Source organism: Salinibacterium sp. CAN_S4 (assembly GCF_015752305.1).
Classification (GTDB): domain Bacteria; phylum Actinomycetota; class Actinomycetes; order Actinomycetales; family Microbacteriaceae; genus Rhodoglobus.
The window spans coordinates 289,433-301,839 of record NZ_JADOVB010000005.1; the positions used below are offsets into that span (position 1 = coordinate 289,433).

The 12,407-nt window shown below is 65.9% G+C and carries 12 protein-coding genes; all 12 read left to right on the top strand.

What is annotated here, in order from left to right:
- Window positions 1-38 precede the first annotated feature (38 nt).
- From argC to tyrS, 12 genes are read left to right on the top strand one after another with little or no spacing between them, the layout of a single operon-like run.
- Window positions 39-1,082 (top strand): N-acetyl-gamma-glutamyl-phosphate reductase, encoded by a 1,044-nt coding sequence (gene argC, locus IWX81_RS13625; protein WP_199281859.1) that lies wholly within the window; start codon window positions 39-41, stop codon window positions 1,080-1,082.
- Window positions 1,079-2,227, top strand: a complete 1,149-nt coding sequence (argJ, locus tag IWX81_RS13630) for a bifunctional glutamate N-acetyltransferase/amino-acid acetyltransferase ArgJ (RefSeq protein WP_199281860.1) — start codon at window positions 1,079-1,081, stop codon at window positions 2,225-2,227. The genes argC and argJ overlap by 4 nt, the downstream gene beginning before the upstream one ends.
- A complete protein-coding gene (gene argB / locus IWX81_RS13635) occupies window positions 2,227-3,135 on the top strand; it encodes an acetylglutamate kinase (protein ID WP_199281861.1) in 909 nt (302 codons plus the stop codon). Before argJ ends, argB begins: the two co-directional genes overlap by 1 nt.
- The gene (locus IWX81_RS13640) at window positions 3,132-4,307 is read left to right on the top strand and encodes an acetylornithine transaminase (protein WP_199281862.1); all 1,176 of its coding nucleotides are present in this window, start codon (window positions 3,132-3,134) and stop codon (window positions 4,305-4,307) included. The genes argB and IWX81_RS13640 overlap by 4 nt, the downstream gene beginning before the upstream one ends.
- A complete protein-coding gene (gene argF, locus IWX81_RS13645; RefSeq protein WP_199281863.1) occupies window positions 4,304-5,230 on the top strand; it encodes an ornithine carbamoyltransferase in 927 nt (308 codons plus the stop codon). Before IWX81_RS13640 ends, argF begins: the two co-directional genes overlap by 4 nt.
- On the top strand, window positions 5,227-6,297 hold the full coding sequence (locus tag IWX81_RS13650; RefSeq protein ID WP_199281864.1) for a heparan-alpha-glucosaminide N-acetyltransferase domain-containing protein: 1,071 nt from the start codon (window positions 5,227-5,229) through the stop codon (window positions 6,295-6,297). Before argF ends, IWX81_RS13650 begins: the two co-directional genes overlap by 4 nt.
- Window positions 6,294-7,490, top strand: a complete 1,197-nt coding sequence (locus IWX81_RS13655) for an argininosuccinate synthase (RefSeq protein WP_199281865.1) — start codon at window positions 6,294-6,296, stop codon at window positions 7,488-7,490. Before IWX81_RS13650 ends, IWX81_RS13655 begins: the two co-directional genes overlap by 4 nt.
- A gap of 11 nt (window positions 7,491-7,501) precedes the next feature.
- Complete coding sequence (gene argH, locus IWX81_RS13660; protein ID WP_199281866.1) at window positions 7,502-8,947, top strand: argininosuccinate lyase; 1,446 nt, start codon at window positions 7,502-7,504, stop codon at window positions 8,945-8,947.
- A complete protein-coding gene (locus tag IWX81_RS13665) occupies window positions 8,944-9,576 on the top strand; it encodes a DNA-3-methyladenine glycosylase (protein WP_199281900.1) in 633 nt (210 codons plus the stop codon). The genes argH and IWX81_RS13665 overlap by 4 nt, the downstream gene beginning before the upstream one ends.
- Window positions 9,573-9,716: a hypothetical protein gene (locus tag IWX81_RS13670; RefSeq protein ID WP_199281867.1), complete on the top strand. Its 144-nt coding sequence runs from the start codon at window positions 9,573-9,575 to the stop codon at window positions 9,714-9,716. The genes IWX81_RS13665 and IWX81_RS13670 overlap by 4 nt, the downstream gene beginning before the upstream one ends.
- Window positions 9,717-9,744: 28 nt before the next feature.
- On the top strand, window positions 9,745-10,623 hold the full coding sequence (locus IWX81_RS13675; protein WP_199281868.1) for a DUF817 domain-containing protein: 879 nt from the start codon (window positions 9,745-9,747) through the stop codon (window positions 10,621-10,623).
- A 28-nt stretch (window positions 10,624-10,651) separates the two neighbouring features.
- On the top strand, window positions 10,652-11,950 hold the full coding sequence (gene tyrS, locus IWX81_RS13680) for a tyrosine--tRNA ligase (protein ID WP_199281869.1): 1,299 nt from the start codon (window positions 10,652-10,654) through the stop codon (window positions 11,948-11,950).
- Window positions 11,951-12,407 lie beyond the last annotated feature (457 nt).

Below are 12,407 nucleotides of genomic sequence, written 5' to 3' on the forward strand. Positions count from 1 at the left end.
CAGCAACTCCTCGTCCCTCCTCTCGTTAAGGTAGTGTCATGTCTCTTTCCGTCGCCGTGGCTGGTGCCAGTGGCTACGCAGGTGGTGAGCTTCTGCGGTTGCTCTCGGCCCATCCTGAGTTCGAGGTGACCACGGTCACCGCTAACCAGAACGCCGGCCAGCCGCTCATCTCCATCCAGCCTCACCTCCGCTCGCTCGCCCATTTGCAGCTGCACCCGACGGATGCCGCGACCCTCGTTGGCCACGACGTCGTGTTCCTCGCGCTCCCGCACGGCAAGTCCGGCGAGGTGACCGCCGCGCTGTCGACGGATACCCTCATCATCGACTGTGGAGCCGATCACCGGCTCGAGAGCGAGGCCGACTGGGCCGAGTTCTACGGCGGCGAGTACTTCGGCGCCTGGAGCTATGGCCTGCCCGAACTGCTCACGCGGACCGGAACCCAGCGTGACTCCCTCAGGGGAGCAACCCGCATTGCGGTTCCCGGATGCAACGTCACGGCGATCACGCTGGCCCTCGCTCCCGGCATCCACTCCGGCGTCATCCTCGGAGACGACCTGGTCTCCGTGCTGGCGGTAGGACCCTCCGGCGCGGGCAAGTCGCTCAAGACCGAGCTGCTCGGCAGCGAACTGATGGGCTCGGCCAACGCGTACCAGGTGGGCGGCGTGCACCGCCACAACCCCGAGATCCGGCAGAACCTGGTGACGGCGGGAGGGGTCGACGTCAGCATCTCGTTCACCCCGGTGCTCGTGCCGATGAGCCGCGGCATCCTCGCGACCAGTACCGCGAAGCTCGCGCCAGGCACGACCGAGTCGCAGGTGCGCGACGCGTGGGAGTCTGCCTACGCCGACGAGCCCTTCGTGCATGTGTTGCCGGCGGGCCGATTCCCGCGCACGGCCGACACTCTCGGCGCCAACACGGCCCTCATCGGCCTCGCGGTCGACGAGGCGGCCGGTCGGGTCGTCGTCGTCTCGGCGCTCGACAATCTCGTCAAGGGCACCGCTGGTGCCGCCATCCAGTCTGCAAACATCGCGCTGGGCTTTGCAGAAACGACAGGACTTTCCGTGGACGGGGTGGCACCGTGAGTGTGACGGCAGCGAAGGGCTTCGACGCCTCGGGCGTCGAGGCAGGGTTGAAGAACAGCGGCGGGCTCGACCTCGCACTCGTCGTCAACCGCGGTCCGCTCGCGAACGCGGCAGCCGTGTTCACGAGCAACCGCGCGCTCGCCAATCCCATCATCTGGTCGAAGCAGGTGATCGCCGATGGAACAGTCTCGGCCATCGTGCTGAACTCGGGCGGCGCCAATTGCTTCACCGGCGCCCAGGGATTCCAGGTGACGCACGCGACGGCGGAGGCCGTCGGGGAAGCGCTCGACGTGAGTGCGGGCGACGTGCTCGTGTGTTCCACCGGTCTCATCGGCGAGCAACTGCCGCTCGACAGGCTGCTGCCGGCGGTGGGTGTCGCGGCGGCGGCCCTCGGGGATCATGGCGTCGAGGCGTCCATGGCCATCATGACCACGGACTCGAAACCGAAGCGGTCGATCAGGCTCGGCGAGGGGTACACCGTCGGCGGCATGGCGAAGGGCGCAGGGATGCTGGCGCCGGGGCTCGCGACCATGCTCGTGGTCATCACGACCGATGTCGTGCTCTCGTCGGCGGAGCTCGACATCGCGCTCCGCAGCGCCACCCGGGTGAGCTTCGACAGGCTCGACTCCGACGGGTGCATGTCGACCAACGACCAGGTGTCGCTCCTCGCGTCCGGCGCCTCGGGCGTCGAGCCGCAGCTCGACGCATTCACCGCCGTGCTGACGGAGGTCTGTCTCGATCTCGCCGAACAGCTGCAGGGCGACGCCGAGGGCGCGAGCCACGACATCCACATCCGGGTCACGGGTGCAGCGACGGAAGACGACGCCGTCGAGGTGGGTCGCTCGATCGCCAGGAACAACCTGTTCAAGGCGGCGATCTTCGGCAACGATCCCAACTGGGGCAGGGTGCTGGCCGCGATCGGAACCACGGATGCCGCGTTCGATCCGTACGACGTCGACGTCTCCATGAACGGGGTACGGGTGTGTCACCTGGGTGCCCCGGACCGGCCGCGCACCGACGTGGACCTCTCCGCCCGCAGGGTGGACCTGCTGCTCGATCTCAAGTCGGGCACGGCTGCCGCGACGATCCTGACCAACGACCTCACGCACGACTACGTGCATGAGAACAGCGCGTACTCCAGCTGATGCCGTACATCTCCGACAACAGGGCCCAGGACCAGGCCGCGGCCAAAGCCGCCGTGCTCATCGAGGCCCTCCCGTGGCTGAAGCGGTTCCATGACGAGATCATCGTCGTGAAGTTCGGCGGCAACGCCATGATCGACGACGACCTCAAGCGGGCGTTCGCCGAAGACATGGTCTACCTGCGTTACGCCGGGGTAAAGCCCGTGGTGGTGCACGGTGGTGGGCCACAGATCACCGCCGAGCTCACGCGCCGCGGCATCCCGAGCGAATTCAGGGGTGGCTACAGGGTCACGACCCAGGAGAGCATCGGGGTGATCCGCCAGGTGCTGGCTGAGCAGGTCGGCGGTGAGCTCGTCGGGCTGATCAACGAGCACAGCACTCCTGAGCATGGCGGCCTCGCGCGAGGGATCTCCGGTGACGACCACGGTCTGTTCACGGGAGTGACGAGGGGAGCGGTCGTCGACGGGCAGACCGTCGACCTCGGGCTCGTCGGCGAGGTCACCGAGGTCGATCCAGCCGCTGTGATCGCCGCGCTCGACCAGGGGCAGATCCCGGTCATCTCCACGGTCGCCCAGGGGCCGGATGGCCTGCTCAACGTCAACGCCGACTCGGCTGCCGCGTCCCTGGCGATCGCCCTTCACGCCGCCAAGCTCGTGATCCTCACCGATGTGGCCGGCCTCTACAGCGACTGGCCGAACCGCGACTCACTCGTGAGCGTCATCACGACCTCGGAACTCGACGAGCTTCTGCCGGGGCTCGAATCCGGCATGATCCCGAAGATGTCGGCCTGCAGGGACGCCGTCGTCGGGGGAGTCGCCAAGGCGGCCGTCATCGATGGTCGCGAGAAGCATTCCATCCTGCTCGAAGTCTTCACCCAGAGCGGCATCGGCACGGAGGTGGTACCGGCATGACCTGGCAACGCGACTATTCGGAGCGGATCATGAAATCCGCGGCACTTCCGAGCGCCGAACTGGTGCGCGGCGAAGGCTCGTATGTCTGGGACTCTGAGGGAAAGAAATACCTCGATTTCCTGTCCGGCATCGCGGTCAACTCCCTCGGTCACGCGCATCCCGTGCTCGTGGAGGCGGTCAGTCGACAGATCGCGACACTCGCACACGTGTCCAATTACTTTGCAACGCCTCCCCAGCTCGAACTCGCCGAACGACTGCGCCGGTTGTCCGGCGCGGCTGACCGTGGCCGTGTCTACTTCGGAAATTCGGGGGCAGAGGCCATCGAGGCGGCGATCAAGCTCGCCAGACGTACCGGGCGGCCGCGCATCCTGAGTCTGCAGAACAGTTTCCACGGGCGCACCATGGGTGCCCTCTCGCTGACCGGCAAACCGTCGTTGCGTGAGGCCTTCGAGCCGCTGTTGCCCAACGTGTCACACATCGAGTCGACGATCGACGCCCTCGAGAAGGCCATGGGGCCGGATGTCGCAGCTCTCGTTGTCGAGCCGATCAAGGGTGAGGCGGGGGTCGTCGACCTGCCGGCCGGATATCTCGCAGCGGCGAGGGAGATCACGGCGGCCCATGGGGCGCTGCTCATCATCGACGAGATCCAGACCGGGGCCGGTCGCACGGGGGAGTGGTTCGGGTTCCAGCACGACGGCATCGTCCCCGATGCCATCGTGGTCGCGAAGGGAATCGGCGGCGGAGTGCCGATCGGCGCCCTCGTCACCTTCGGTGAGGCGTCCGATCTGCTGATCGCGGGCCAGCACGGCAGCACGTTCGGCGGCAACCCCCTCGTCACCGCCGCATCGAACGCGGTACTCGGCGAGATCGAGCGAGCAGGGCTCGTCGAGAATGCCGCACGCCGTGGGGCCGAGCTCAGTGCCGCGATCGCGGGGCTGCCTCTCGTGGACGAGGTACGCGGCAAGGGACTGCTCATCGGAGTCGGACTCTCCACGCCCGTGGCGAGCGCCGTCGTTGCGGAGGCAGCAGCACTCGGCCTGATCATCAACGCCCCCAACGACTCGAGCATCCGCCTCGCACCACCCCTGATCATCGGTGATGTCGAGGTCGCCGAGTTCATCGAGAAGTTCACCAGCGTGCTGCATGCCAGCGCATCGAAAGGAACACCGTGACCCGCCACTTCCTGCGTGATGACGACCTGAGCCCCGCAGAGCAGGCCGAGATCCTCGACCTGGCCGCAGAAATCAAGGCCGACCGCTGGGCGCGCAAGCCTCTCGCCGGCCCGCAGACCGTCGCCGTCATCTTCGACAAGTCGTCGACGCGCACGCGAGTGTCATTCGCGGTGGGGATCGCGGACCTCGGCGGGGTGCCGCTGATCATCTCGACGGCAAACAGCCAGCTCGGTGGCAAGGAAAGCCCCTCAGATACCGCACGCGTGCTCGAGCGACAGGTTGCCGCGATCGTGTGGCGCACCTACGGGCAGTCCGGGCTGATCGAGATGGCGGCGGATACCACGGTGCCGGTGATCAACGCCCTCAGCGACGAATTCCACCCCTGCCAGCTGCTCGCCGACTTCCTGACGATCAGGGAGCACAAGGGCACGCTGAAGGGGCTGACCGTCACATTCCTGGGTGACGGAGCAGACAACATGGTGCACTCTTACCTCCTCGCGGGAGCGACGGCGGGAATGCACGTGCGGGTCGCCTGCCCTGCCGACTACATGCCGGATGGCCGCATCGTCGCCGACGCCGATGCCATCGCCGTGCAGACCGGCGGATCGGTGACGCTCTACACCGATCCACTCGAAGCCGTCGCCGGTGCCGACGTCGTCGTCACAGACACATGGGTGTCGATGGGTAAGGAAGACGAGAAGGCGGCACGCGTCGCAGCCCTCAGTTCTTTCAAGGTCGACGCCGAGCTCATGGCACTGGCCAACAGTGACGCGATCTTCCTGCACTGCCTTCCCGCTGACCGCGGGTACGAGGTGACCTCCGAGGTCATCGACGGCCCACAGAGTGTGATCTGGGATGAGGCGGAGAATCGTCTTCACGCCCAGAAGGCACTCATGGTCTGGCTGCTGGAGCGCGCCGGTTGACCTCTCGCACGCGGATCGTGGGCATCGACGTCGCGCGCGGGCTTGCCGTGCTCGGGATGTTCGGTGCGCACATCGGCGTGCTCACACCGTTCGACTGGCTCGAGCCCGCCACCTGGACTGACGTGGTGAGCGGTCGCTCATCCATCCTCTTCGCCACCCTCGCCGGGGTGTCGATCGCGATCGTGTCCGGCCGCATGACGGTGGTGACCGGTGCCGAGCTCACGCGTGTCAGGCTGCGCCTGGTCGTTCGTGCGTTCCTGGTGTTCGTCATCGGGGGCCTGCTCATCGCGCTCGGCACTAACGTCGCGGTGATCCTCCCCGTGTATGCGGTGCTCTTCGTGATGGCGCTTCCCTTCCTGCGAATGTCACCCCCGGCGCTGTTCCTGATGGCCGTGGCCGTCGCGGTGGTTGTGCCCCTGTTCCTCGAGGCCATCGCACCGGCCCTCGGCGATCCGCCCAACGAGGTCATCGCGCTACTCGTCGATCTGTTCCTCAACGGCAGCTACCCCGCACTGCTGTGGATTGCTTTCGTGCTCGTCGGTCTCGGAGTCGGCCGCCTCGACCTCGCGGCGCGGAGCGTGCATGTGGGGCTGCTCGGTCTCGGCGCGGCGCTCACCGTGATCGGGTACGGCGCCGGAGAGTTCGCAGCCTCCAGGTCTGGCCCGTCATCCATCGCCACGACGGAGCCGCACAGCGGCAGCCCCTTCGAGGTCATCGGCTCGCTGGGGTTCGCGCTCGCGGTGGTCGGGCTCTGCCTCCTGGCGAGCCGGGTCATCCATCGTCCCCTGTATCCACTGGCTGCCGTGGGTTCGATGGCGCTGACCGTCTACACGGTCCATATCGTCGCCATCGCGGTGATCGGCGCGAGCGTGCCGGGGGAGGACGACAACGTCCTGTGGCTTGTTTTCGTCGTCGTCGCGCTCGTGGCAGCGTCGCTCTGGAAGTTCTTCATCGGCAAAGGCCCTCTCGAGTGGCTGTTGACCGCGGCCTCCCGCAGCGCAGCCCGGCCGCCACGCGCCGATAGGCTTGACCCCGCAACCCCCCAGCAAAGGAACCAGGAATCATGACAGAACGCGTCGTCCTCGCTTACTCCGGTGGCCTCGATACTTCGGTGGGCATCGGCTGGTTGAAGGATGCCACGGGCAAAGAGGTCGTCGCTCTCGCCGTCGATGTGGGCCAGGGTGGCGAAGACATGGACGACATCCGCCAGCGCGCGCTGGACTGCGGCGCCGTGGAGTCGATCGTCGTCGACGCGAAAGACGAGTTCGCCGATGACTTCCTGATGCCGGCGCTCAAGGCCAACGCGATGTACCAGAAGCGCTACCCGCTGGTCTCGGCGCTCAGCCGACCGGTCATCGCGAAGCACCTCGCCATCACCGCTAAGCAGCTCGGTGCTGACAGCGTTGCCCACGGATGCACCGGCAAGGGTAATGACCAGGTGCGGTTCGAGGCGGCGGTGGCTGCTCTCGCGCCCGAGCTCACGAGCATCGCCCCCGTGCGCGACCTCGCCCTCACGCGGGACAAGGCGATCATCTACGCGGAGCAGCACAACCTCCCGATCCGCCAGTCTGCGGCCAACCCGTATTCCATCGACAAGAACGTGTGGGGTCGCGCCGTGGAGACCGGGTTCCTCGAAGACCCGTGGAACGCTCCGATCGAAGACCTGTATGAGTACACGCAGGACCCCGCGGTCCCGCGCGATGCTGACGAGGTGATCATCACCTTCGCCTCGGGCATCCCTGTTGCGATCGACGGTGTCCAGCTGAGTGCACTCGCCATCATCGAGAAGCTCAACGCGCTTGCCGGCAAGCACGGCGTCGGCCGCATCGATGTCGTCGAAGACCGTCTGGTCGGCATCAAGAGCCGCGAAGTGTATGAAGCCCCGGGAGCCATCGCTCTCATCGAGGCGCACGAAGCCCTCGAAGCCCTCACCCTGGAGCGCGACCTCGGCCGCTATAAGCGTGGGGTCGAAGCCGAGTGGTCGAACCTGGTCTACGACGGCCTCTGGTTCTCGGGACTCAAGCGTTCGCTCGATGTCTTCATCGACGACACCCAGAAGTACGTGAGCGGGGAGATCCGCCTCACGCTGCAGGGTGGCCGCGCCACGGTCACCGGCCAGAAGAGCGAGCAGAGCCTCTACGACTTCAGCCTCGCAACCTATGACACCGGCGACACCTTCGACCAGTCCCTCTCCAAGGGATTCATCGAGATCTGGTCGCTGCCGTCGAAGATCAGCGCGCGCCGCGACCTTCGCGGCTAGTCGGGGTGCCTGTGTCGAATTCCACCGAGGGCCGGTTCAGCGAAGGCACCACCGGCGAGGGCTCGCTGTGGGGCGCGCGGTTCGCGAGCGGCCCCTCGGCCGAACTGGCCAGGCTCAGTCGCTCGACCCACTTTGACTGGCAGCTGGCTCCGTATGACATCGCCGGATCCCACGCTCACGCGAAAGCGCTCGCCGCGGCCGGCTACCTGGACGGCGAGCAGGAGCAGGCCATGCACGCCGGCCTCGACGAGGTGCTGCGCCGTGTCGACAGCGGAGAGTTGCAGCCGCGGCCGGAAGACGAAGACGTGCATGGAGCCCTCGAGGCCGCGCTCATCGACGTCGTCGGCCCCGAGCTGGGCGGCCGACTGCGCGCGGGTCGCAGTCGGAACGACCAGATCGCGACTCTTGTGCGGATGTACCTTCTCGACCACGCGGCAGCCATCGGCGACCTCGTGGTCGATCTGATCGATGCGATCAACGCGCAGGCCGAAAAGGCCGGTGAGGCAATCCTTCCGGGCCGCACTCACCTCCAGCACGCGCAACCGGTGCTGCTGGCGCACCAGCTTCTCGCCCACGCGTGGCCGCTCGTGCGCGATCTCGAGCGCCTCCGTGACTGGCGGGGCCGGGCATCCACCTCTCCGTATGGGGCCGGCGCACTCGCGGGAAGCAGCCTCGGGCTCGACCCCGCACTCGTCGCCCGCGAGCTCGGATTGAGCCGACCCAGCGAGAACTCCATCGACGCGACGTCCAGCAGGGATGCTGTGGCCGAGTTCGCCTGGATCTGCGCCCAGCTCGGAATCGACCTGTCTCGATTCGCCGAAGAACTGATCATCTGGAACACGCGCGAGTTCGGTTTCGTGAGGCTCCACGACGCATACTCGACGGGGTCGTCGATCATGCCGCAGAAGAAGAACCCGGATATCGCGGAGCTCGCCCGCGGCAAGTCGGGCAGGCTGATCGGCAACCTGACCGGGCTGCTGGCTACCCTCAAGGGACTTCCGCTCGCCTACAACCGCGACCTGCAGGAAGACAAAGAACCGGTGTTCGACTCTGTCGAGACTCTCGAGGTCCTGTTGCCGGCGTTCACGGGCATGGTCGCCACTCTCACGTTCGACATCGACCGCATGGCCGAGCTTGCGCCCCAGGGGTTTTCGCTGGCGACGGATGTCGCGGACTGGCTCGTTCGGCAACATGTGCCGTTCCGCGAAGCCCACGAGATCAGCGGAGCACTCGTGCGCCTGTGTGAAGTGGAGGGACTCGAGCTCCACGAACCCACGGACGAACAGTACGCGAGCATCTCCGCGCACCTCACGGGTGACGTGCGCGACGTCCTGACCATCCGAGGCTCGGTGACGAGCAGGAACGGAGTGGGTGGCACCGCACCCGAGCGCGTGGCTGAACAGCGCATCGAGCTCACGAACCGGGTCCGCGCCCTCGCGACGGGCCGACTGCTCTGATCGGGCTGCTGTCTCTGCCCGCGACCGAGGTGGCACCGCGACTGCTCGGTGCCACGATCTCGGTCGGCGGCGTGACGGTACGCCTGACCGAGGTCGAGGCCTACCTCGGCGGGGAGGACCCGGGTTCACACGCCTTTCGCGGCCAGACTCCGCGCACGACGGTCATGTTCGGCCCACCCGGCCACCTGTACACGTACTTCACCTACGGCATGCACGTCTGCGCGAATGTGGTGTGCTCACCGGACGGCGTTGCATCGGCGGTGCTGTTGCGCGCGGGTGAGGTCATCGAGGGGGTCGAGCTCGCCAGGTCCCGTCGCGCCACCAGCCGCATCGATGCCGATCTCGCGCGCGGTCCCGCTCGGCTGTGCGTGGCGCTGGGGATCACTCTCGACGATGGGGGAGTGGATCTCGCCAGCTCGCGGGTGAGACTCGCACTCTCGGATCACCCCCGGCCGTTCGAGCAGGGTCCGCGAACCGGAGTGTCGGGTGAGGGCGGCGGTGCATCATTTCCCTGGCGGTTCTGGATGCCCGGAGAGCCGTCGGTCTCGCCGTACAAGGCCCACGTGCCGAAGCGCCGCCAGCCCACCGAGGCCAGCCCCGGGGATTCCTCCGCTACGGTTGCACGATGACGCTGCACAAAGACCAGGATCCCGGCTGGTGGCGACGCGGAATGTCGAGCAGGGCGATCACCATTACGGTGGTCGTGTGTGTCGTGGCCATCGTCGTCGGTCTGGCCGTCATGGCGTTCAGCGGAATCTCGTTCTTCTGAGCCCGATGCCGTCCGGGACCTTCCGCTGATGTCGCGATTCACCCCGGTCGAACAGCGCATCGACGACTGGGCGCACCGGCGCCTCGACGGAGTCCCGCTGCGGGGCGCCCGATCGACTCTCGTGGAATTCGCCGTCTTCGTGCTCAAGCAGGCGTGGGCCTGCGTGTTCGGCGCGGCGATCCTGTCGGTCATCGTGGCGACGAAACTGTTCTATCCCGACGCGGCGGCCCTCGCCCGCAACGACTTCCTGGTGATCGCCGCGGTGGCGATCCAGGTGGCGATGGTCGCCACGAAACTCGAGACGTTCCGCGAGCTCAGGGTGATCATCCTGTTCCATCTCGTGGGCACGGGCATGGAGCTCTTCAAAACCAGCGTCGGATCGTGGCTGTATGAGGGCGACGGCGTGCTTCATATCGGGGGAGTGCCGCTCTACAGCGGATTCATGTACGCCGCGATCGGTTCGTACATGGTGCGCGTGTACAGGTTGTTCGACCTGCGCTTCGATCGCTACCCGCGGCTGTGGATCACGGCGATCCTCGCGGGACTGATCTATCTGAACTTCTTCACGCACCACTACCTGCCTGACGCGCGATACGTCCTGATGGTGGCCACGGCGGTGATTTTCGGACGCTGCGTCATGAGTTTCAGGATCTTCAGACATCGGCTGCGCATCCCGCTCCTCGCCATCTTCGTGGGAGTTGCCCTGTTCATCTGGATCGCCGAGAACATCGGAACCTGGGCGGATGCCTGGCAGTACCCGGGACAGGAAGACGGCTGGCAGGTCGTGTCCCTGGCGAAACTCGGGTCATGGTTCCTGCTGATGATCATCTCGGTGGTTCTCGTCACGTGGGTATACCCACCGAGGCCCTCGGATCCGCCGGAGCCGGATTCCGCCGTCACCGCGTAGCCAGGTGACTCTCCGCTACGGTTATTGCGTGCCAGAAGCCGAGACGATCCAGCAGAACGACGCATCCTTCCCCGACGTCTGGGAGGAGATCACGTGGCGAGGTCTCGTGCACGTGTCCACCAACGCCGACGAGTTGAAGTCGCTTCTGGCGGGGCCGCCGATCACCTACTACTGCGGGTTCGATCCGACGGCAGCAAGCCTCCACCTCGGCAATCTGGTGCAGCTGCTTCTCCTGCGCCGCCTTCAGCTTGCCGGCCATAGGCCTCTCGGTCTCGTCGGGGGATCGACCGGTCTCATCGGCGATCCACGACCGACCGCCGAACGCACCCTCAACGACGAGGCAACCGTCGCCGAGTGGGTGGGGTACCTCCAGGGCCAGGTCTCGAAGTTCCTGAGTTTCGACGGTGACAACGCCGCGAGACTCGTCAACAATCTGGATTGGACGTCGCCGTTGAGCGCGATCGACTTCCTGCGGGACGTCGGCAAGTTCTTCCGGGTCGGCACGATGCTGAAAAAGGACGCAGTGAGCGCCCGACTGAATTCCGATGCGGGCATCAGCTACACCGAATTCAGCTACCAGATTCTCCAGGGGATGGATTTCCTCGAGCTGTACCGCAGTTACGACTGCGTGCTCCAGACCGGTGGCAGCGACCAGTGGGGCAATCTCACGAGCGGCACCGATCTCATCCACAAGGCCGAAGGGGCCAGCGCGCACGCAATCGGCACGCCCCTCATCACGAACTCCGACGGCACCAAATTCGGCAAGAGCGAAGGCAACGCGGTGTGGCTCGACCCGGCCATGACGAGCCCGTACGCGTTTTACCAGTTCTGGCTCAACACCGATGATGCGGATGTCGTCCAGCGGTTGAAGATCTTCACGTTCCTTTCCCGCGACCAGATCGATGCGCTCGAGGTCGCGGTCTCTGACGCTCCGTTCAGGAGAGAAGCGCAGAAGACTCTCGCCTTCGAAGTGACGTCCCTCGTTCACGGTACGGCCGCGACCGAAGCGGCCATTGCGGCATCGGCAGCCCTGTTCGGCCAGGGCGAGTTGGCAGCTCTGGATGAACACACCCTCGCCGCGGCACTTCGAGAGCTCCCTCACGTCGACGCGACCGCGGATTCGACGATCGTGCAATTGCTTGTCGACACCGAACTCGTCTCCAGCTCGAGCGAGGCCAGGCGGGCAATCGTGCAGGGCGGGGTGTACCTCAACAACGTCGCGATCGCGGATGAGCAGGCGGTGGTCGGGGGCGGAATGCTGCAGGGCAACGTGGCAGTGCTCCGTCGTGGCAAGAAGACACTTGCCGGCATTTTCATCATCGGTTAGCGCTGCCGGACGGGCTGCGATGGCGGCGACGATGGCGTAGGTCGAGTCGCGACACGCCCGGGATGTGGGTTGGTTTGCCGGGCAGCCGGAGAAGCACGTAAAGTCATCTCTTGTCACCCCAAAGGTGCGGAAAGCCCGGTGCGGATCACCTCCCCACAGCTTCCCGGCCTCAAGAGGGACCAACTCCGTAGTCACACAGCGGAACACCTGCACAGGGCTAACACCTGCACAGGGTTCCGTCTTCAGATCTTCGGATGAAGAACCAACACTGAACAACTTTTCCACATCATGTCTGGCGCGCTTTCGGCTCGCTTCGACTGGTTGGAGAAGCCGAGCAGAGGTGGTAAGTTAGACAGGTTGCCTCGCTCTGCGGGGGTGGCTGATGAAGGTGTTGCTCTGGGTGAAGCCGTGTTGCGGTGGAGGTCAGGAGCGTCCGATCCTTGAGAACTCAACAGCG